At 66.6% G+C, this 20,580-nt stretch carries 16 protein-coding genes; 8 read left to right on the forward strand and 8 right to left on the reverse strand.

The genetic code is table 11. From position 1 onward, the window contains the following. Positions 1 to 237: 237 nt before the first annotated feature. Positions 238 to 2,901, reverse strand: coding sequence for a glycosyltransferase family 4 protein (locus tag ACMX2H_RS02060; RefSeq protein WP_414958747.1), 2,664 nt, complete (start codon positions 2,899 to 2,901; stop codon positions 238 to 240). Positions 2,902 to 3,364: 463 nt separating this feature from the next. On the opposite strand from ACMX2H_RS02060, the gene ACMX2H_RS02065 reads away from it, so the two are divergent. Next, positions 3,365 to 4,132 (forward strand): CatB-related O-acetyltransferase, encoded by a 768-nt coding sequence (locus tag ACMX2H_RS02065; RefSeq protein ID WP_414958748.1) that lies wholly within the window; start codon positions 3,365 to 3,367, stop codon positions 4,130 to 4,132. Between the two features lie 41 nt (positions 4,133 to 4,173). Here the strand turns inward: ACMX2H_RS02065 and ACMX2H_RS02070 are convergent, their stop codons facing one another. Continuing rightward, positions 4,174 to 5,061 (reverse strand): acyl-CoA thioesterase, encoded by an 888-nt coding sequence (locus ACMX2H_RS02070; protein ID WP_414958749.1) that lies wholly within the window; start codon positions 5,059 to 5,061, stop codon positions 4,174 to 4,176. A gap of 154 nt (positions 5,062 to 5,215) precedes the next feature. Here ACMX2H_RS02070 and ACMX2H_RS02075 point away from each other — a divergent pair, with 154 nt between their 5' ends. After that, complete coding sequence (locus ACMX2H_RS02075) at positions 5,216 to 5,740, forward strand: acyl-CoA thioesterase (protein ID WP_414958750.1); 525 nt, start codon at positions 5,216 to 5,218, stop codon at positions 5,738 to 5,740. After that, positions 5,737 to 6,414 (forward strand): hypothetical protein, encoded by a 678-nt coding sequence (locus tag ACMX2H_RS02080; RefSeq protein ID WP_414958751.1) that lies wholly within the window; start codon positions 5,737 to 5,739, stop codon positions 6,412 to 6,414. Before ACMX2H_RS02075 ends, ACMX2H_RS02080 begins: the two co-directional genes overlap by 4 nt. A 10-nt stretch (positions 6,415 to 6,424) precedes the next feature. Here ACMX2H_RS02080 and ACMX2H_RS02085 read toward each other — a convergent pair whose 3' ends face one another. The 6 genes from ACMX2H_RS02085 to glsA all read right to left on the reverse strand — a co-directional run bounded on the left by ACMX2H_RS02085 (position 6,425) and on the right by glsA (position 16,620). After that, complete coding sequence (locus ACMX2H_RS02085; RefSeq protein WP_414958752.1) at positions 6,425 to 6,952, reverse strand: globin; 528 nt, start codon at positions 6,950 to 6,952, stop codon at positions 6,425 to 6,427. A gap of 40 nt (positions 6,953 to 6,992) precedes the next feature. Further along, positions 6,993 to 7,466, reverse strand: a complete 474-nt coding sequence (locus tag ACMX2H_RS02090; RefSeq protein WP_414958753.1) for an OsmC family protein — start codon at positions 7,464 to 7,466, stop codon at positions 6,993 to 6,995. A gap of 134 nt (positions 7,467 to 7,600) precedes the next feature. Next, positions 7,601 to 9,901 (reverse strand): DUF6541 family protein, encoded by a 2,301-nt coding sequence (locus ACMX2H_RS02095; protein ID WP_414958754.1) that lies wholly within the window; start codon positions 9,899 to 9,901, stop codon positions 7,601 to 7,603. Positions 9,902 to 10,346: 445 nt separating this feature from the next. Next, complete coding sequence (pepN, locus tag ACMX2H_RS02100) at positions 10,347 to 12,899, reverse strand: aminopeptidase N (RefSeq protein ID WP_414958855.1); 2,553 nt, start codon at positions 12,897 to 12,899, stop codon at positions 10,347 to 10,349. A 201-nt stretch (positions 12,900 to 13,100) separates the two neighbouring features. Beyond that, positions 13,101 to 14,699, reverse strand: a complete 1,599-nt coding sequence (locus ACMX2H_RS02105) for a glycosyltransferase (RefSeq protein WP_414958755.1) — start codon at positions 14,697 to 14,699, stop codon at positions 13,101 to 13,103. Between the two features lie 124 nt (positions 14,700 to 14,823). Beyond that, on the reverse strand, positions 14,824 to 16,620 hold the full coding sequence (gene glsA, locus ACMX2H_RS02110) for a glutaminase A (RefSeq protein WP_414958756.1): 1,797 nt from the start codon (positions 16,618 to 16,620) through the stop codon (positions 14,824 to 14,826). A gap of 201 nt (positions 16,621 to 16,821) precedes the next feature. Here glsA and ACMX2H_RS02115 point away from each other — a divergent pair, with 201 nt between their 5' ends. The 5 genes from ACMX2H_RS02115 to ACMX2H_RS02135 all read left to right on the forward strand — a co-directional run bounded on the left by ACMX2H_RS02115 (position 16,822) and on the right by ACMX2H_RS02135 (position 20,522). Beyond that, positions 16,822 to 17,625 carry a hypothetical protein gene (locus ACMX2H_RS02115; RefSeq protein ID WP_414958757.1) on the forward strand — a complete coding sequence of 268 codons (804 nt, stop codon included), beginning with the start codon at positions 16,822 to 16,824 and terminating at the stop codon, positions 17,623 to 17,625. Then, entirely contained in the window at positions 17,622 to 17,924 is a 303-nt protein-coding gene (locus ACMX2H_RS02120) for a transcriptional regulator (protein WP_414958758.1), read from the forward strand. The genes ACMX2H_RS02115 and ACMX2H_RS02120 overlap by 4 nt, the downstream gene beginning before the upstream one ends. After that, positions 17,925 to 18,974 (forward strand): ABC transporter ATP-binding protein, encoded by a 1,050-nt coding sequence (locus ACMX2H_RS02125; RefSeq protein WP_414958759.1) that lies wholly within the window; start codon positions 17,925 to 17,927, stop codon positions 18,972 to 18,974. Positions 18,975 to 18,976: 2 nt separating this feature from the next. Then, positions 18,977 to 19,777 carry an ABC transporter permease gene (locus ACMX2H_RS02130; protein ID WP_414958760.1) on the forward strand — a complete coding sequence of 267 codons (801 nt, stop codon included), beginning with the start codon at positions 18,977 to 18,979 and terminating at the stop codon, positions 19,775 to 19,777. 112 nt (positions 19,778 to 19,889) lie between these two features. Continuing rightward, the gene (locus tag ACMX2H_RS02135; protein WP_414958761.1) at positions 19,890 to 20,522 is read left to right on the forward strand and encodes a hypothetical protein; all 633 of its coding nucleotides are present in this window, start codon (positions 19,890 to 19,892) and stop codon (positions 20,520 to 20,522) included. Positions 20,523 to 20,580 lie beyond the last annotated feature (58 nt).

The raw sequence follows: 20,580 nt of genomic DNA on the forward strand, positions 1-20,580 counted from the left end.
ACCGCGTCCCAAGAATGACGGCTCCCGCTTTGGCGGGAGCCGTCATTGTCGTGGGAGGCCAGATTGCCTTGCATTCGCAAACCTCAGTCGGACGTCGCCTTGCCCGAAAGCAGGAAGCGCCTGTTCGAGCGGGAGCGGATCGGAACAGAACGGAGTGCAGTGCGTCAGCGCGGTGACATTCTGCCCGGGCATCGATGGCCGCCTCCGGCGGCCGCCATCGATGCCCGGGCCAGGCTATTAGCGCCTTGTGGCAACTTTGCGGGCGCGGCCGAGCGTCCGGCGGCGGACGTGGACCGCGGCCGAAACGATCGTGGAATGCCGCACCATCAGCCTGCGCGCCTGGGGTGATGAAGGGTTGATATCCAGCGCCTGCAGGGCATACTGGCGTCCGACCGACCGGTGCTCCCAGGGCAGGTGTCGTGCCGCCTCGCTCAGGGCGATCCACGGGCGGGCCGACTTCCACCCAACCAACCCGAGGACGTGGATCAGCTGAGCGAACAGGGGCACGGGCAGCTTCCGACGGGCTGATCGCAGCAGTTGGTTCAGCTCGTGCGAGTTGGGTTTCGCGGAGAGAAACCGGGCGGTTGAGGCTATCAGTTCAGAAGTTCTACGGGCTTTGAGGATGCTGACCGCCGGGGCCTGCTGCCGGGCAACAGTGGCGGACAGATCTGTCTCAGCCGCAAAAGCCAGTGCCATGCGCCGCATAAACGCCCTGGCGTCGAATTGATCGAGCCGCTGTTCGAGCGTGTCGTAGTCAGGTTCCGCTTGGAGGACCCTGGCGATAGCTGCCAGTGCTGAATCGGCATCGTACTCATCGAAGTGCTCGTATCCAGCCACCCCGGCCAGGACTTCGGCCGTTCCAACATGTGAGTACGTCACGATGCGTGCACCGGCCCTGACTGCTTCCAGCGCTGCCAAGGGCATGGGGTCGTCGGCACTGGAGAGAAAGAAAACGTTGGCCTTGGAGAGGCAGGCTTCCAGCTGGGGCCGAGGGAGCTCTCCTAGCCAATCGACATGTTCGGAGAGCCGGGTGCCTTCGTTCAACCTTGGGGTCAGGCGTCCTGCCCACTGGAAGCGGTAAGGAAGCTCAAGGGCATGTGCTGCGTCGGCCACGGCCGAGAACAAAGCAACCCCTTTCCGTTCCTGGACTGTGCCAGCCATCAGGACGGTAACGACTCCCTCAGGATCACTGTTCTTCCGGCGTTCGATGGAACCGGCCAGGCCGGGCGTAGTGTTCAGCACCACTCGTGTCTTCGCCCCCAGGGCCCGGTACATGGCGGCCTGGCCTTCGGAAACACAGAGCATTTCGATGTGCGGCAGGACCTTGAGCAGTTGCGCGTGGCGTTCGGGAACACGAGAGCTTTCGTAATCGAAGACCCACTCTGTTTCATGGACGTAGACCAGCACACGGGTGCCACGGGTGACCAGCTCGCCGATGATCTCCGAGAAGTTTCTGCTCCGCCAGAACGGGGCGAGGCTGTTGACCAACAGAACCCTGTGTTTGCGGAGTTCAGTAGCCAATGCCTGGGGCGACAGATATGCACGGGAATCGATGAGGCAGATGGAATTCGCCTGCTCCGGCGTAAGCGTCTTGAGCCCGGTCAGCAGCGGGATGGCGCTCCCGGTGCGGTAGGAATAGTCGTCGGTCACCACCGCCATGGGGCCACGGGGGAACGGCAGCTCCCGGACCAATACTTCCTCGGCCGAAACCGGAGCCTTCGGTTGAGGTGCCTCTACCGGCGCGTTCGAAGGCATCGGTGACGCGTTCATGATTTCTGAAACGATCAACTCAGCCGGGTCTTGAATGCTGGCCACGACATCCCCCATGGAAGCGCCGGCAGCGTTGGAAGGAAATACGCCTGTCGCGGCATAGCGCTTGATAATGAGCGCAAGTTCCTTCGGGCCCGCCACGTTGCGGACCAACGGATGCTTGATTCGCGGAATGACCGGCTCGATGTCCGGGGAACTGACGAAAATCACGGGGGTGCGCTGCCGTATCGCGTCAGTGTAGATCGTCGAGTAGAAAGTGACGATGGCGGCCGTTTGATCCTCCCCTTCGCCGTGCTCCCAGCCCCGGGCAGTAGGCGCTACACGACCGGGGAAGGTTTCGGTCAGCCACTGGAGGTGCTTAGCCGAGCTGGAGGGGTGTGGCTTTACGGTCAACTCGCCGACGCTCGCCAGGGCCCTGGCCACCTGCATCAGCAGGAACCGGTGTCGCCGTTGAGTGCACTTGCCCTGGTCGGACAATGCTTGGTCCGCGAGCACGAAACGGGGTTTCCCGCTGAACGTCCGCCGGTGCCGTTCCTGCAGAGCGGCTCCAGCCTGGAAACGGCCGTCATCTGAGGAGCCGAGTGCGCCCGTCACCACTAGGCGTGTATCGAAGTTCTCCTCACGGCCCCGGATGAACTCTTCCGTCGTTTTGCCCCAAACGCAGACTGAGGACGGCAGCGTGGAACCGTACGACCAATTCTGGTCACGGCGGTGCAGAAACGCGCGCCGGAAGTAGAAGTGCAGATGACCGTCTTGGATGAGGACGGTACCGGCGATATCCCGAACCGCTTCCATGACCCGCGATCCTCTCACGGAGCGGTCGTTGAACAGGACGACTACATCGATGCCTTCGGCTTCAGCCCAACTCCGAACCAGATGCGGCAGATCGTCGCGCCAAGTCGACGTACGCCCGAGTCCCTCAAACACATTGTGAACCGGGTGCTCTGCTCCAACGTCAGCAAGTCCTGCTTTGACCCACTCGAGGGTGACGTTGGTTGGATCAGCCACGAGAGTTTTAACCCGGGTGCCGTTCGGTAGGCACGCCCATATCTTGGCAGCTAAATGAACGCCGTTACGGTTTTCGAGAAAGAAGGCAACGGTACGATTCGTTCCCCGAGCGAATTGATTCATTGAAGCTGGTCCTTATGTAGCTTTGGTGCCCTAATGCCTAAACGCTGGCAAGACCAACTATCTATGCAGAGCAAATTCGCAGCGATTGTAGCACCGGAAGATTGACACAAATCCTCATCGAAGAGTGCATCTTTGGAGATGGGATTGTTCATGGCTATCCACCATCCGTGCCCTCTTCCTGCTGTCCCCGTGCCGGACTCGGCATGATGGCCAACGGCGCGAGGGGCCGGGCTGTCAGGTCCAGCGGGGCTTTGAAGGGTGTTAACTCAAAATTCACTCTGTGTGTGCACATAACGCCTCAGATTGCGTGTGCCGCACGAAAAGATGATAAACAATGGCGTGAGGCGTCGCTGCTGCTTCCGGTTGGACGATGTAAACAAAGTGATTTCGGTCGGCATATGGGAAAGGTCAAAAGATCGCTTATATATCGGGCGCCGTCAACATTCGGAAGGGGTCATTGTCTTTGGATACGATCAATCATGAGCTATTCGGAATGGAACTCGGCAGCCATCCGCTGCCCTCGCATTTGGCAGAAGCCGGCGTGAAGGGGATCTATCCCCAAGACCTAGCAGGGACGCTGACCTCAGAAATCCCTGTCTCCCTCAACCGGGCACGAATCGGTGGTGCGGTGACGATTGGCATGCTGACGTACGTCGGACCCGGCTGCGAATTGAACAACGTTTCGCTCGGACGATTCTGTGCCGTTGCACCGAACGTGTTGATCGGTGCGACTGAACATCCGACCGACTGGCTCTCGGTTCACCCATTTCAGTACAACGGGACCCGCCAGTTCAAAGACCAGCCGGCCTACGAGGAGATCGCAGCCTCGATTCCATTCGATGGCGGTAAAGGTCCCAGCTATATCGGCAACGACGTTTGGATCGGCGAGGGCGCAGTGGTCCGCCGCGGCACCCGGATCGGTGACGGGGCAATAGTCGCCGCGAGGGCTGTTGTCTCACGCGATGTCGAGCCGTACACCGTAGTGGCCGGAGTGCCGGCGCGACCGATCCGCACGCGCTTCTCGGCAGACCTAGTGGCGAGGCTGCTGGCATTGCGCTGGTGGGAGTACGATCTTGCGCCTGTCTCCGGCAGCCTCGACTTCAGCGACGCGGAGGCATGTACGCGGCATCTCGAAGAACTCGTTGCCACTCAACGGATTGGGAGGAAGACGCCCCGGTCCCTGAAGCTCAACCGCGCGGGCAATGAATTCAACGTTCACCCGGCTCCATGAGAACCCTCTAACGGGGGCTCTGAAGCCCGTCGCTGTCTCTGCTACTCCGGAATCCGGATCATGCCTTCCTGGGCGACGGTGGCGACCAGTTCGCCGTCGCGGTTGAAGATCTTGCCGACGGCGAGGCCGCGGGCGCCGGAGGCGCTGGGGGAGGACTGGACGTAGAGCAGCCAGTCGTCCACCCGCACCGGCCGGTGCCACCACATGGCATGGTCCAGGCTGGCGACGCTCATGTCGGGCGTCACCCAGCTGACGCCATGCTGGCGGAGGATGGGCTCCAGCAGTGAGTAGTCGCTGCCGAAGGCAAGCGCAGCACGGTGCAGGCCCTGATCGTCGGGCAGCGGGCCTTTGGTCTTCATCCAAACAGCATTAACTGCTTGGCGTTCGCCCTTGGCCTGGATGTAGAGGGCGTCCTGGACGTGGCGGATGTCGAACGGCCGGTGGTAGGCCACGTGCTGGGCCACCGGGTTATCCACCTTGCCCAGCAGATCCGCGGTACTCGGCAGGGTTTCCGGGGCCGGGATGCCGTCCGGGAACGGCTCATGATGTTCCAGTCCCGCGGCGGGCGTCTGGAAGGAAGCGATCATCGACAGGATCGGCACGCCGTTTTGGTAGGCGTGGGTGCGCCGGGCGGAGAAGGACCGTCCGTCGCGCAGCCGCTCCACGCCGAAGGTGATCGGCAGGTCGGCGTCGCCGGCACGCAGGAAATAGCCGTGCATAGAGTGGATCGGCCGGTCCGGCTCCACCGTCCTCAGCGCCGCGATGACCGACTGGGCCAGTACCTGACCGCCAAAGACCCGCCCGCGCGGCTGCTTTTCGGAGACGCCGACGAAGATTTCCTCGTTCGTGTTGGCACCGTCGGCGTCGGAAAGGTCCAACAGCTCCAGCAACACCGCCGTCGGATCGGCGTGTTCCTCAATGGCGGTCATCTGCTCTCCTTGCCGGTTACCCACGGGTACGAACATCTCCGACAGTAGTTCGCACCCGTCAACCACTCAACTCCGGCGCGGCTGCAACGCGCAGGAGCAGTCCCGCCCGTCCGGCTGGTTAGTGGCGGCTGCCGCGCTTTGAGAGGATTGGAGCATGCCTACTGTTCCGCCGAATGCCCCGCGTTTCCCCATCCAGCTACGGTTCAGCGACGTTGATTCCTATGGCCACGTGAACAATGTGACGTATCTGGAGTACCTGGAAACGGCGCGCGTGCTGCTGCACCAGCTGCGGCCGGAACTTCCGGCAGCTGCCGGTGGGCAATCGGGCGCGACCCTGCGTGAGCTGGGCGGCACCGACAACCGCACGCTGGTGGGACGGCAGGAAATCGAGTACCGGGTGCCGCTGGACCTTCGGACCGAACCGGTGCATGTGCGCGTGTGGGTGACCCGGATCGGCAACTCCAGCTTCGACCTGGGCTACGCCGTCGTCGATGAAGACCGGACCGGCACCGTGCATGCGCTGGGTGCGTCGACCATGGTGCTGGCAGCTGCCGCGACGGGACGGCCGGTGCCGCTGCCCGACGGGTACCGCGCTGCCCTGCAGCTGTGGGCCGGGCCTCCGGTCCCGTTCCGCAACAGCAGCCAGGCTGCCGGCGCCGGACAAGAGGTTGCCGAGTGACCGCCACTGGAACGCCCGTTCTGCAACTGGCCGATGAACAGGTTGCGGCGGACTTGAAGACCTACGTCAGCCGGGCCCGCGCCGCCGGTGAGAGCTCGATCCACCTGCAGGCGTTCGGCAGCGTGCTGGCCGCATACGTCTGTTTGATGCGGCCGCGGATCCTCGGCGAGTCGACGCCGACGATCCTGGGCCTGCGGGTCATGCCGCTGGCGGCGCCGGCCGGCGTGGAGGAGACCGTGCCGTTGGCTGCGGTCGGGGACCGGCTGGCCAGAATGGGGAATCAGGAAACCGGGCTGCCCGTTCCGCCCACCACGGTGAACGAGTCATGGACCGGGGTGCTGCCGCCGCGCTCTGGCTGGGAACACGTTGGCGCGCTGGAGTCCGCCGAACTGGAGGAAGCCGCCCGGGAAGGGATCCGGGAGGTCTCCGAAGCGCTGCCGGAGAGTCCGGGGCAGTTGATGGTCAACAATGCCCGCGGCACTGTCTGGAGCAGGCCGCTGCCAAGCATCGGCGGGCTGCCGGCCGACGTCGTCATTCCCTCGGGCGCGGCGTTTGCCGCGCTCACGCTGGGCTTTTTGGACGGGAACCCGGCGGCGGTGTTCCGGAACGGCCGGTGGCTGCGGGTGAGCACCGGCCGCGGGCACGTGCTGGTACGCAGCGGCGCCTCGCTCTGAGCGGAACTGCTTAGGCGCTGTTGACCATCGAGTGGGCGGCGCGTTCGAAGTAGTCCCAGAGCGTCTGCTCGTGGAGCGGCGGCAGGTCCAGCGAATCGACCGCCCGGCGCATGTGCGAGAGCCAGCGGTCGCGCGCATCGAAGTCCACCTTGAAGGGCTGGTGACGCATCCGCAGCCGCGGGTGGCCGCGCTGTTCGCTGTAAGTGCCCGGGCCGCCCCAGTACTGCTCGAGGAACATCCGCATCCGGTCCTTGGCCGGTCCCAGGTCCTCCTCGGGGTACATCTTGCGCAGCACGTCGTCCTCGGCGATGCCGTCGTAGAACACGTCCACCAGTTTCACGAAGGTCTCGTGGCCGCCGACGGCATTGTAGAAGTTGTCCGTGTACTCCGGTTGCTTGAACGCGTTCGCGGCCGCCGGGGCCGGCGTCAGGGTGGCCAGCGGCTGGCCGAAGCGGGACGGGATGTCCGCGCCTTCGGCCGGCTGTGCCGGGGCGGAGGGGGAGGCTGGCTGGGCGGGGTTCTGGGGTGTTTCGGTCATCGATGGTCTCTGTTCGCTGATGCTGTCAGCAACCATTGTCTCAGCCGGGCACAACCACCGCTTCGTGGAGGACGGGGAAGTTCACGCTGCGCGCAATGAAGCAGACCTTGTTGGCGTCCGCATGCAGACGCTGGGCGAGCTCGGACTGATCCGGATCGGCGATGGCAACGCGCGGTCGGAGCGTCACGGAGGTGAATTCGCCGCTGCCGTCCCGGTTCAGGCGCAAGGTGCCCTCGGCGTCGTCGTCATAACCGGTGACGACGATGCCGTTCTTCACCGCGACATGCAGGTAGGAGAGCATGTGGCACTGCGAGAGCGCGGTCAGCAGCAACTGCTCCGGGTTCCAGCGGTCCTTGTCGCCGTGGAAGGTCGGATCGGCGGTTCCGGCCAGGTCCGGCAGGCCCGCCGCGCGGACCACGTGGTCGCGCCCGTAGCCGCGGTAGCTGGCGGTGCCTTCGCCCCGGTTACCGGTCCAGTGGAGCGAAACTGAGTAGTGGTGCTGGGAGAGGTCCATGGGGCCATTAAACCCTGCACGTCCGGGCTGCACCCGCCGGGGTTGCTGTGACCTGCCGCGCCGCGGGGTCAGCGGCGACCCGCCGCGTTGCTGTGACCTGCCGCGCCTGGCGAGCCGCTGTTTCCGCCGCGGGGTCAGCGGCAGGCTGTGATTTCGTAGAGCGTGGCGCTGCCGTGGGAGGCGATGCGGCGGAAGCCGTGCGAGAAGTCAATGTTGTGGAAGCCCGGCCACTGGTGCTTGGCGCTGTGCTGGTAGCCGCGGACCGGCTGGTCGTCGTAGAGGTAGGTGGCGCCGGTGCTCCGGAGCGCCGGGCAGACGCGGGGATCGGACCCGATGTTGCGGAAATGCTGGCGCAGATAGTCCTTGTCCTTGCTGCCCGCGCTGCTGACATTCTGGAAGTAGACGGTTTGATGGCCGGTGAGGGAGTAGATGTACGGCAGGCCGTTGAACGGGTCGCCAATGACGACGGCGCCTGCGGGCAGCAACGGCCCGAGCGAGCGGATGAAGTCCTGCTCGTCGCCCATCAGCGCCCGGCCGTCATGGTGCTGGGTGATGCCGTAGCGGATGGAGGCCGTGTCAACGCGTACGTCGTGCCGGAAGGCGCCGGTGGACACGAAGACCGCGGCCAGGACAGCGAAAGCCAGCCCGGCCGTTGCCAGTTGTTGGCGGTCGGGGCGGGCGTGGGTGTCTGGAGGAACGTTGGTGGAGGCGCGGGCGCCGGTTGGGGCGCGAGCGCCGGTGCGGCCGCGGCGCGGGCGGATGAGTCGCACCAGCAACGTGCACAACTGATCCAGCGCCAGCGCGGCGAAGACCACGGCGAAGATGTGGACCAGCGGCGCGATCCTCGGCGGGTCGGTGTACCAGAAGCCGGTCAGCCACCGGAACGGATTGTCTTCCGGCCCCGCCGCCAAGATGAACAGCACGACGGCGGCCGCCATCCCCGCCACCGCCGGCCACGTTCTGGCGGTGAAGCAGGCCAGCAGTGCGCCGCAGACCATCAGGATGCCGACAACGACGGCGTAGCTTCCCGGGACGGCATCGGCGCTGGCCGGCTGGCGCGGCAGGTCGAAGACCAACCACACCAGGGCGTCCTCCCAGCCCGCTGTGCGGCCGCGCGGATAGGACATCACTGCGGCCAGAAGCTGGGACTGGGTCAGCAGGACGACGACGCCGACCGCTGCCGCGGCGAGCGCACTGACCGTTACAACGAACTGCTTGCGATGACTGCGCCACAGGCGGAGGAGCCCCAGGACTGCCACGCGGATGAGGTAGACGCCGCCGAGTACCAGCAGGCTGGCAAGGGCCGAGGGATGAATCCAGGCGGCTCCGAAGGTGACCATCGCGAGTGCGGCGAGGTCCGCCGTCGTCCTTCTCCGGGGGGCCCGTGTCTGGGAAAGTCCGACGGCGACGACGACGGCGCCGGTTCCGGCATCGGTGTCGGCGTCGGATCGGGGTCCGGGGGAGGCGCCGGCGCCGGGTGGAGTGCCCGGGGCAGGAGCGATATCGGGTTGCGTGCCGGGGGCAGGGGAAGCATCAGCGTAGACGTCGGGTTGCGTGCCTGGAGCAGATTCGGAGTCAGCCGCGGTGCCGGCATCAACAGTGCGGCCGGCGGTCGGAGCGACAGCGCCGGGTAGCCGGTACTGCAGTTCGATGCCGAGGGCGAGGATGGCCGGCAGCAGGGCCACCGCGAAGCTGTTGGGCCACTGGCCGGCGCGGAACATCTGGACCAGTGGGAAGGCCAGCATCGACGACGCGATCAGCGGCGTCAGCACCCAAACCAACGGGCGGCTTGGGAACAAGGCGCGGGCGAGCAGCGCGAGCGAGGTCGGCCACACCACGCAGCCGATGATCAGGCAGGACAAATTCCCCGCCGTCACCACGTCTCCCGGTATCAAGGACACCATGGCGTGCCAGCCTGCGGGATAGAACGACGGCGGTGCGCCTCCGAAGATCGGCCAGATGCTCCACGGGCTGGCCTGGCCGTTCTGCTTGATCCATTGCAGGACGTTGACGTGGTAGGTCGGGTCCCAGGCCTGCGACACCCGGTCGATGGACCCCATGGCCTGGATCATCACCGAGCCCAGGATCAGAGCCGTGATCGCCAACGACGCCGCCATCATCCACTTGACTGCGCGCGGCACTGCAAGGACGGGAGCTTCGGGCGGGTTGATGGCTCGGCCGGCCAACCAGCAGAGTCCAATGCCCAGCGCTGCCAGCACCGCGGCTGACAGCAGATTCCAGCGCACGCCGGTGAGCAGGCAGGCCATTGTTCCGACCGCAGCCAAGGCGGTACCGGCCGCGGGGGCGAGAACCAGGGCACGGATCGATGGTTGCCGCAGCGCGCGGAGCGCCAGGAACCCGGGCAGGTAGAAAACGGCCAGCATGACCGCCAGTTGTCCGGCAACCGTCAGCGGGCCCATGCCAGCTTCAGCCACCAGCAGTCACCGGCCGGCGAGGGCCCAGCGGCCGGTGCCGCAGCGGCGACCCGGCGTCGGCGGGACTGGCGGCTGGACATCTGGCTCCTTCCCATCCGCGTTGTTGAGGCATTCTAGTTCGGCCGGTGGGAAGTGCAGTACCTCTCGGCGGATCGTTCAAGGAACGGAAGGGGCGGGAGGCCAAAACGCAGCTGCCCGCCGGAACGGTTGTTCCGGCGGGCAGCGTTGTTGACCGTATCGTTGGTCGACCAAGGCCGCTTGCGGCCGCGTGGAGACCCGCCCTCGGCTTTGGGTCTCCACGCGCTCGCTGGCGCTCGCTTGGTCGACCACCGGCAAAGCCTTGGTCGACCACCGGGACCGGACGCGGGAGCGCTAAGCGGCGCATCGCGGAGCGAGGAACGAGCGACGTGTCTAAGCCGCGTGCGGTCCCGTGGCCGGCGGAGGGTTAGCGGTCGGCGGCTTGGGCTTTTAGGGCGCGGACTACGCCGTCGCGGTTTTCCAGCACTAGACGGCGCAGCGCGGGGGAGCGGTCCGCCAGCTTCTCCAGCCAGGCATCCGTGGCGTCCACGGTGGCCTGGGTGGTCAGCTGCGTCGGGTAGAGCCCCACCACGATCTGCTGCGAGAGCTCGTGCGTGCGCGTGTTCCAGATGTCTTCGATGGCGTCGAAGTACTGCGCCGCGAAGGGCTCCAGCAGGGCGGTGTCATGCACGCGGGTGAAGCCGGCGATGACCGACTGCTGGGTGGCGTTGGGCAGATCGCCCTTGACCACCACGGCGTCCCACGCCGCCGCCTTCGCTGCGGCGGTCGGGATGGCGGCCTGGGCCAACGCCGCGGCACGCTGGCCGGTGGCAGTGTGGTCGCGCTCCAGTTCGGCGTCGATCTCGGCCTGGCCGAAGCGTCCGCCGGCTACCAGCGAGGTGAGCAGTTCCCAGCGCAGGTCCGCGTCCACGGTCAGTCCGTCCAGCGTCCGCCCGCCGTCCAGCAGCGCGGCGACGATGTCCAGCTGCTCTTCGGTCTGCGCGTGCACGGCGAAGGCCTTGGCGAACTGCAGCTGTGAGTCGGACCCGGCGGCTGCATCTCCGGCCAGTTCCCAGAGCCGGTCCGCCGCGGCGATGGTCAGCCGCTTACGGTCGTCCGGGTTCACGTAGAAGGCCAGCGTGGTGGCCAGCTGGCGCAGCAGCACCAGCACCACGGAGGAGTCGGTCTCGTAGGCGATGTTGTTCAGCACCAGCTCCACGTACTCGCGGGCCGGGGTCTCGCCGTCGCGGGTGGCGTCCCAGGCCGAGGCCAGCACCAGGGTGCGCGGCAGCGACGCGGTGAAGTCCTTCAGGTGGGCCTTGGAGGTGGCCAGCGAGGCTTCGTCCATGCGGATCTTGGCGTAGGCCAGGTCGTCGTCGTTGAGCAGTACCAGAGCGGGACGGGCCAGCCCGGCCAGCTGCGGCACCTCGGTGCGCTCGCCGTCCACGTCCAGTTCCTCACGGTGCGTGCGCACCAACTTGCCCGCCTGATCCAGGTTGTAGAAGCCGACGGCGAGGCGGTGCGGCCGGATGGTCGGATGGCCCTCCGGCGCAGACTGGAGGATCGCAAACGAAGTGATGGCACCGCCGTCGTCGGTTGAAATCTCCGCGCGGAGGGTGTTCACGCCGGCGGTTTCCAGCCACTTGGCGGACCAGTCCTTCAGGTCGCGGCCGCTGGAGGCCTCCAGTTCGCCGAGCAGGTCGGCCAGCTCGGTATTGGCCCAGGCATGCTTGCCGAAGTACTCACGCACGCCGGCCATGAACTCCTCCTGGCCCACCCACGCCACCAGTTGGCGCAGTACCGAGGCGCCCTTGGCATAGGTGATGCCGTCGAAGTTGACCTGCACGTCCTCCAGATCCTTGATCTCCGCGGTGATCGGGTGCGTGGAGGGCAGCTGGTCCTGCCGGTAGGCCCAGGACTTCTCCATCGACGCGAACGTGGTCCACGCGTTCGTGTACTCGGTGGCTTCGGCGGCGGCCAGCGTGGACATGAACTCGGCGAAGGACTCGTTCAGCCACAGGTCGTTCCACCAGCGCATGGTGACCAGGTCGCCGAACCACATGTGCGCCAGCTCGTGCAGCACGGTGATGGCCCGGCGCTCCACCATGGCGTTGGTGGGGCGGGAACGGAACACGTAGTTTTCCAGGAAGGTGACCGCGCCGGCGTTCTCCATGGCTCCGGCGTTGAACTCCGGGACGAACAGCTGGTCGTACTTGGCGAACGGGTACGGGGTGCCGAACTGCTTTTCATAGAACTCGAAGCCCTGCCGGGTGAGCGTGAAGATGTTCTCGGCGTCCATGTACTGCATCAGCGACTTGCGCGCGAACACGCCCAGCGGGATGGTGCGGCCGTCGGAGCTGGTCAGCTCGCTGCGCACGGATTGGTACGGGCCGGCGATCAGCGCGGTGATGTAGGAGGAGATCCGCGGGGTGGGCTGGAATGCCCAGGTGGCGGCAGCCCCGCCGTCGTCCGTGGAACCGACGTGCTGCGGCGTCGGGGTGGGGGAGTTGGAGATGACGTCCCAGTGCGACGGCGCGGTGACGGTGAAGCGGAAGGCCGCCTTCAGGTCCGGCTGCTCGAACACGGCGAACATGCGGCGCGAGTCGGGGACCTCGAACTGGCTGTACAGGTAGACCTCGTTGTCCACCGGGTCCACGAAGCGGTGCAGGCCTTCGCCGGTATTCATGTACAGCGCGTCCGCGTCGATCACCAGCACGTTGTGCTCGGCCAGAGTGGGCAGCTGGATGCGCACGCCGTCGGACACCTCGGCCGGGTCCAGTTCCGTGCCGTTGAGCGTGACCGAGTGGACGGTGTCCGTGACGGCGTCGATGAAGGTGGAGCCGCCCGCGATGGCGGTAAAGGTGACCACGGTGCGCGAGCCGAAAACCTTGGCGCCGCGGGTGAGGTCCAGCGTGACGTCGTACGACTCGACGTTGAGCAGTTCGGCGCGGGCCCGCGCTTCGTCACGGGTGAGATTCAAACCTGGCAAGATCGCCTCCAGAAGTACGGGTGTCCTTGGGGAAGGACGGGTCGGTAGTGCCGGGAATCTGAAAGAACCCTTGCACAATGTGGTCATTCTCTCACCGTGATGGGCGGCGGCGCAGCAGTTGTGGGAAAAAGGCGAATAGTTTCGGTTCTGTGTCCTCCCGGACGGGTTCTGTGTCCGTGCGGACCATGTGTGTCAGCCGGCGAGTACTTTGGTCCAGCCGGTGACATAGCTGGTCTCATCGAACCGCTTCAGGGTTTCGCGGCTTGCCTGGGCCATCCGCGAGCGCAGCTCCGGGTCCCGCATCAGCTCCAGGATGCCCTCCGCCAGCGCCTGCCGGTCGCCGAACGGCACCAGGAAGCCATTCGTGCCGTGGCGGATCACATCCCGCGGACCGTAGTTGGCGTCGTAGGCGGCGACCGGGACGCCGAAAGACATGCTCTCCAGCAGGATCAGCGGGAAGCCTTCGGAGGCCGATGTCAGCAGCGTGGCGCAGGCGGTGGCGTAAAGATCGGCCGGGTTGTTGGTGAAGGGCGGAAAGTCGACGGCGGCGCCGAGGCCCAGTTCGTCGACGAGCGCCCGGATGGTGTTTTCCTCTTCATCCCCGTAGCCGAAGCCGAAGAGCTCCAGCCGGGCCTGGGGGTTGCCGGCCCGCACCAGGGCGAAGACCTGGATGGCCTCGTCCACGCGCTTCTTGGGGTGCAGCCGGGCCACCATGACCAGCCGGTTGGGGTCGATGGCGGGGCTGCTGGGTCCGGGGACGGTGGCCTCGGCATCGGGGCTGATCGCGACAGGCTGGTCAGGCTGTGCCGGCGGAGCCAGCTGCCCGATGGTGTACAGCCGGTCGGGATGGCCAAACTCCTTGGCGATGTCCTCGCGCTGCGCGTCGGTGTGTAGGACGAGTCCGTCCCAGCGGTCCAGGTGCTCCAGCAGCCTGCGCCAGTTGCGGCTGACGCCCGAGCCCACCACGTACGGCGGTTCCAAATGGTTGCTGTGCACGGCCGCGATGCGCCGCAGGTTAGGGTGCCGGACGCTGCTCACCACGTCGTCCAGCGTCTGGCCGGGCAGGTTGTTCAGGTTCTCGCGGAATTCGGACGTGAGCACCGGAGCGTCCTCCTCCGCCAGCAGGTGTTCGAACGCATGCCGGTAGAGCTCGGCCGGATCCGCGAAGGTGAGGGCATCGCCGTCGTCGTGCGGCACGCCGTCGAACAGGTAGCTGCGTCCCCATCTGGGCGAGCCGGGATGCTGCGTGATGGTCAGGAAGCAGTCGCCGTTGCGGCCGATCAGGCGCTGCGCCGTGGGCGTTTTGGACGCCTCCGTGAAATGCTGCACCAACTTCAGCCGGCCCTGTTCGTCCATGTCGTCGCGGCGGAGCCGGGCGCGATTCGGGGCCAGCAGTTCGACGGCGCCGACCGCCCCTTCGGGCTGGAACCGGACGTAGTACTCCTGGACCCCGTCGCGGAAGTATCCAAAGGCCAGGCCGGAGGCGCCGACCGGAACAATGTCATAGTCGTCCTCGGGCGGGGGGCGGACGGGCTCGCGGGTATCGGGCTCGGGGCTGGGATCCAGCCCGTAGAGGACGCTGCGGACCTGGACGTCCGAGTGGAGATGGCCCTCCGCCTTGAGAACGGCTACTTCGCTGGCCAGCCGGTACTGCAGCCCCAAGACCTCGATCCAGATCTCTTCTGCGGCGCCGTGCTTGGCCAGCGTGTTGGCCCGGGTGCGCACCGCCTTGACCAAGCCCCCGCGCTTGAGGGCCAAGGTGTTGACGGGGAAATGGATAGTGCGCGTCACGCTCGCATCCTGTCGGGACGGTTGCCGCTATTGTGGCGGGTCAGCCCGGCGTGAGTAAAGAGGGCCGACGACGGCGGAAGGCCCCCGGACGCCGGGCGCCGGGCTAACCTCGACGGCGCCGGCGTCAGCCCTCGTCGGCCGCCGGGGCCAGCTCGTGCCGCTCCGCGGCGATGTCCACCAGCCGTTCGGCCAAGAGTAGTGCGGTCAGCGGATGCTCCTGCCGCAGGCGGACGTAGTTATCCGGCGTCAGCAGTTCCACTGTGGTTTTTCCTTCGGCGTGCACCCGGGCCCGAGGCGGCGCGTCGCCGCTACCGCCGAGCCGTCCGAAGCTGGTACCCGCCGTGTACAGCGAGGCACGGGTTCCTGCGGCGTTCGTTCCTGCGGCGTTCGGGGAGACGCGGGCTTGCCCCGCCATGACCAGGAACAGGCCTTCGCTTGTTCCGTCAACTCCAGTCACAGGCTCTCCGTCGTCGTACGTTTGCCCTTCCAGATAATCCGCGAGCGCCGCGCGCACCTCGGTGGGCATTCCGTCGGTTACGGGATGGTCGGACAGTTGCAGTTCACTGGCTCGGTGCTTCACGCCGTAGCGTTCGATGAGGTGGTCCTCGCACCAGTGCGCGGCGGCGTCCACCGACGGGAAGCTCGTGTTCGGATTGGCCGCGCCGGCCGGACTTCCTGGCACGGGTGCCAGCAATCGGCCAGGGTCGACGAAGGCCAGCCGGGCGGGGTCGGAGGCTTCCTGCAACCGCAGAAACAGGGCCCTGATGCGGCTGCTGATCTTGTCCAAGCGGCTGATGTCGATCACCACAACGTCATGGCTTGCTGCCAGTTCGGACCCCAGCTGGATGACCGTTTCGGCCTCCGGAAAGAGCATATCGCCGTGGACCTCGAGGAACCTCGCTTCGTGTCCATGTTTGGCCAGGACCGATTGTTCCCGGGCGGGCCGGATACGCGGCGACGGCCTCTCAGCCAGGCTGTAGTCGGCGCGAATCGTCGAGCGCGCGCTGCGGGCGGCGTGGATGAAGTGCAGTCCCAGGTCCTCCGAGAGCTGGCGGCAGGCCTCGGTGCCGCGGACGCTGTTGCCGTGCTGGTCCAGCCGCGGGGAGAACACGGCAAGCCCCAACTGGCCGGGCAGTGCGGCCAGGATCCCGCCGCTGATACCGCTCTTGGCCGGCAGCCCGATGCCGGCCACCCAGTCGCCGGCGTCGTTGTACATGCCGCAGGTCGTCATCACGCTCAGCACGTGCTCTGCTATCCCCGGGGCGAGAACCTCCTCGCCGGTGAGTGGGTTCGTCCCGCGGTTGGCCAGGGTGGCGGCCATGACACCCAGATCCCGGCACGTGACGCCGATCGAGCACTGCCGGAAATACAGATCCAGGGCGGCCTCGGTGTCATGCTCGATCACGCCCTGGCTTTTCAGCAGGTAGGCAATGGCTCGGTTGCGGTCGCCCGTACGCCGGGCAGATTCGTACACCGTTGGGTTCATAGTCAGATCGCGTCCCGCGGCGGCCGAATACATCTGCCGCAGCTGCTCGAAGGCATCGTCGCCGTAGTGGCCGGCAACCAGCGAGGCGGCTGCGAGGGCCCCGGCGTTGATCAGCGCGTTCCGCGGCCGGCCGGTATCTGCCTCCAGGCTGATTTCGTTGTAGGCGTCCCCGGAGGGCTCCACATCGATCTTCTCCCTGACGCGCTGGTAGCCGTGGGCGGCCAGCGCCATGCCGTAGGTGAAGGGCTTGGAGATCGACTGGATGGAGAATTCGGACCGAGTGTCGCCGGCTTCGTAGGTGTACCCGTCGGCCATGGTCATGCTTAGCCCGAGCAGGTCCGGATCCGCCACGCCGAGCTCCTCCGGCTCGCCGGCCAGGGTTCCTGCACTGTTGCTGGCCAGACCGGCGAGGATGGACTCAAGGTTATCGCTCATCACTTGCTCCATAGGGGCACACTATCGACGGCGGACGTGCGGCGACAGCGAACATCGCGCCGTCGACGCTCCTCTGATTGCACGAGCGCGGCCTGTTCCCGGCTGCGGATGCTCAGGATTGGCTCAATCCCTTGTGCTTTAAGTGTCGGGGCTGACAAAGTAGTTTGCAGTACAAAGTGGTTTGGCAGCGGAGGTATCTCGATGAGCAGCAACGGCCGGCGTCCGGACGGCAAGGATCCCTGGGCAGTTGGAGAGCCGGTGAACGGGGAGCGTGTAAAGGGGGAGCCTGCAAACGGGGAACCTGCTACAAATCGGGGGGAAGCCCACGACGGCGCGGACTCCATCGGTGCCGGTGAGGACCTGCCGGGCGACCCGGCGGAGATGCTGGCGCTGATCCGGTCCCAGCAGGACACGGTGCGCAAGGGCACCGAGCCCAGCGGTCCGCTGCTCTTCGGCGCCTGGGGTGTGGCCTGGCTGGCGGGTTACCTGGTGCTCTACGTGAGCGGGACCCAAGAACGCGGCCTGCCGGCAGGTTGGGCGTTCGCCGTGTTCGGACTGCTGCTGGTCTCGGCGATGGTCTTCACCGGTGTCCACATCGGCCGCCGGGCAGTCGGCGTCCGCGGCGCTTCGGCGGCGGTCGGGGCGATGTACGGCTGGTCCTGGGCGGTTTGCTTCGCCGTCGTCTTCCTGATCCTGAGCGGCGTTGCGCGGGCAGGTGCCAGCCACGAAGTCATGCAGATCCTCTCCAATTCCCTGTCCTGTCTGGTGGTGGCCGCGCTTTATATGGCCGGCGGGGCGCTCTGGCGCGAGTGGCGAATGTTCGCCCTGGGCGTGTGGATCGCACTGGTGGCCGGAGGTGCAGCACTGTTAGGGCCGCCGTCGTCCTATCTGCTGATGGCCGTGGCTGGGGGCGGCGGCTTCCTGCTCGGCGCCGCCGCCGGCGTGGTCGTTGACCGACGGCGCTCGCAGGCCGCCGCGGAAACCGCCACGGTGGCCGCGCCGTGAGCGAGCCGGAACTGGACCCAGTGATCCACGCGCAGGCCCGGCTGAAGGTGGTGGCCACTCTGGCGTCGTTGAACACCGGCGACCGGATCTCCTTCCCCAAATTGCAGAAACTGCTGGACATGACCGCAGGAAACCTCTCTACCCACCTGCGCAAGCTCGAAGAGGCCGAGTACGTGTCCGTGGAGAAGACCTTTGAGGGCCGCAGCCCGGCTACTTTTATCGCGTTGACGTCCCGCGGCCGCTACGCGTTCGAGAGCTATACCGCCGCGCTGAAATCGCTCTTGAAAGGAGCACAGTAAATGGAGCCACTGATCAGTGTCCGCTCCGTGACCCGACGCTTCGGGGACGTGGTGGCGCTCGACGATGTGAGTCTGGAAGTGGGCGCGGGGGAGATGGTGGGCCTGCTCGGACCGAACGGGGCGGGCAAGACCACGCTGTTGTCCCTGGTGAACGGGCAGCGGAAACCGGATGCCGGCGTCGTCCGTCTCTTCGGTGCCGACCCGCGCAAGCCCGCTGCCCGCGCGATGCTGGGCACCACTCCGCAGGAAACGGGGCTGCCGCCGACGCTCAAGGTGGGCGAGGTGGTGGACTTCGTCGCCGGACACTATGTGGACCCGATGCCGCGAGGCGAACTGCTGGAGCGCTTCGAGCTGGCCGGGCTGGCGGGCCGGCAGACCGGCGGCCTCTCCGGCGGGCAAAGGCGCCGGCTGGCGGTGGCGCTGTCCCTGGTGGGCCGGCCGCGGCTGGTGTTGCTGGATGAGCCGACCACCGGTCTGGATGTGGAGGGCCGCCGTGCCCTGTGGCAGGCGCTGCGCGATTACCACGCCGACGGCGCCACGATCGTGCTGACCAGCCACTACCTGGAGGAAGTGGAGGCGCTGGCCCAGCGGGTAGTGGTGGTCGGCGGCGGCCGGGTGCTGGCCGACGATGCGCTGCCCGCCGTGCTGGACCGGGTCAGCGTGCGCCGCGTGGCGCTGACGGCGCAGGTGCCGGCGTCGGAACTGCTCCGGCTGCCCGGCGTAGTTGATGTTGGCGACGGTCCGGCAGACACAAGCCGTGATGAGGTGACTGGTGGTGCCGGCGCCGTTGCCGACGCCATTGTCGATACCGTTGGCGGCGCCGTGCCGGCGGGGAGCCGGTATAGCCTGCTGGTTTCGGACTCGGACGCCTTCGTCCGCGCTCTGGTGGCGTCCGGCATTCCGTTCTCTGGATTGGAGGTCCGGGGCGCCTCGCTGGAGGAAGCCTTCCTGACCCTGACACACCACCACACGACGGACCGCGACGCCGCCCCTGAACCGGCGTTCGCCGCATCGGCCGGGGACTCCGAATCCCACCGAGAGGGGAAATAACCGTGAGCACAACAACGACGGCGGGGCCAGCCTCCGCTGCGCAGGCCGCGGCGGGCACGGCACGGCTGGTGCTGCTGCACACCAAGTTCCAATTTCTGGAGACGGTCCGGATCCCGATTGCCGTGATTGGCAATCTGCTCTTCCCCACGCTGGCCGTGTTCTTCTTCGTGGTGCCGCAGCCGGCAGCCCAGGAGATCCCGGCCGTTGCCACGGCGATGATCGGTCAGTTGGCCATGTTCGCGGTGATGTCCACGTTCCTGTTCAGCTTCGGCACCGGCGTGGCGGAGGACCGGGCGCAGCCGTTCGAACCCTACGTCCGGACGCTGCCCGCGGGGGCCGGGCCGCGGATGGCCGGTCGGCTGATCAACGGCTGCATCTTCGCGCTGATGGCCCTGGTGCCGCTGGTGCTAGTCGGCTGGTTCCTGACCGCGGCCGAGGTTACCGTGCCGGTGCTGTTGCTGGCCGCGGCGCTGATCCTGGTGATCGGCACTCCGTTCCTGATGCTGGGCCTGGCAATCGGCTACTCGCTCTCGGCCAAGGCCGCGCTGGCCGTGGTTCAGGTGGTCCTGTTCCCGCTGGCCTTCGCCGGCGGACTGTTCATGCCGGCGGAGCTGTTTCCGGAATGGCTGGACAAGTTCAGCCAGTTCCTGCCCAGCCGCGCCGGCCGCGAGCTGTTGATCCAGGTACTCACCGGATCGGAGGCCTACCCGCTGGCGCTGCCCGTGCTGCTGGCCTGGGGCGCACTGTTCACCGCGCTGGCGGTGATGGCCTACCGGAAGGACCAAGGCCGCCGATTCCACTAGGTGGTGGTCCTTGGTGGCCCGTCGCGAGTCGAGGGCCCCGCGCACGGGCGGTGCGCCAGTTCGTGGAGGCATGCAGTTACAGTCCAGTGAGTATGCACAAGGACGGGGAGCGATGAACCGGGGCGACCAGAAGCTGGGACTGTGGCTAGGCCTGGGCACGGCCGTTTTCTACGCCGCTGCCAACATCGCCGGGGCACTGCTGCTCCGAGACAGGCTTCCGGATCCGCTTGGCATTCACTGGGGACCCGCCGGCGTCGTGGACGGCACTGGAAGCTTTTGGCTGCATGTGCTCCCCGGGTCGCTCGCCCTCCTCCTGGTAACTGGCCTGTTGGCAGGCATAGCGGTGGCGAGCGGGATGCAGGCACCTGGAAGCCGCTGGATGTTGGCCGGCGGCATCGGACTGGGCGGATTGCTGACCTCGATGCTGCTCGCTGGCCTGGTAGGCCAGACGGACCGTGCCCACGCCATGGGTGCCCCGATGCATCTGCCGACCTTGGCCATAGGTGCGGTGGCAGGGGTTCTGTGGGCCTGGGCTTGCGGTTGGCTCTACCGGCCGCCGGGCCAACCGGACGCTGCTGCGGATGGTGACCCGCGGTTGGCGACCGATGCCAATGCTGATGCCGCCGCCTCCGGCCTCACGATGACGGTGACGATCAGGGCCGGCCGGGCCTTCAACCTGCTGCTGTTGGTCCCATTGGCGTTGCTGGCTGTGGTTGCTGTAGCGGCGCCCCTCACGTGCTACTGATCCTGATCCCGGCAGCTACGCTTATTTTCGGAGCATTCGTCGTCTGCCTACGGGGCCG

It is taken from the genome of Arthrobacter sulfonylureivorans, from assembly GCF_047607445.1.
Classification (GTDB): domain Bacteria; phylum Actinomycetota; class Actinomycetes; order Actinomycetales; family Micrococcaceae; genus Crystallibacter; species Crystallibacter sulfonylureivorans_A.

Bases quoted from the DNA above. Each gene is read 5' to 3' on its own strand.
- ACMX2H_RS02060 (WP_414958747.1), bottom strand. From the start codon at position 2,901: ATGAATCAATTCGCTCGGGGAACGAATCGTACCGTTGCCTTCTTTCTC.
- ACMX2H_RS02070 (WP_414958749.1), bottom strand. From the start codon at position 5,061: ATGACCGCCATTGAGGAACACGCCGATCCGACGGCGGTGTTGCTGGAG.
- ACMX2H_RS02075 (WP_414958750.1), top strand. From the start codon at position 5,216: ATGCCTACTGTTCCGCCGAATGCCCCGCGTTTCCCCATCCAGCTACGG.
- ACMX2H_RS02085 (WP_414958752.1), bottom strand. From the start codon at position 6,952: ATGACCGAAACACCCCAGAACCCCGCCCAGCCAGCCTCCCCCTCCGCC.
- ACMX2H_RS02090 (WP_414958753.1), bottom strand. From the start codon at position 7,466: ATGGACCTCTCCCAGCACCACTACTCAGTTTCGCTCCACTGGACCGGT.
- glsA (WP_414958756.1), bottom strand. From the start codon at position 16,620: ATGAGCGATAACCTTGAGTCCATCCTCGCCGGTCTGGCCAGCAACAGT.
- ACMX2H_RS02115 (WP_414958757.1), top strand. From the start codon at position 16,822: ATGAGCAGCAACGGCCGGCGTCCGGACGGCAAGGATCCCTGGGCAGTT.
- ACMX2H_RS02125 (WP_414958759.1), top strand. From the start codon at position 17,925: ATGGAGCCACTGATCAGTGTCCGCTCCGTGACCCGACGCTTCGGGGAC.
- ACMX2H_RS02135 (WP_414958761.1), top strand. From the start codon at position 19,890: ATGAACCGGGGCGACCAGAAGCTGGGACTGTGGCTAGGCCTGGGCACG.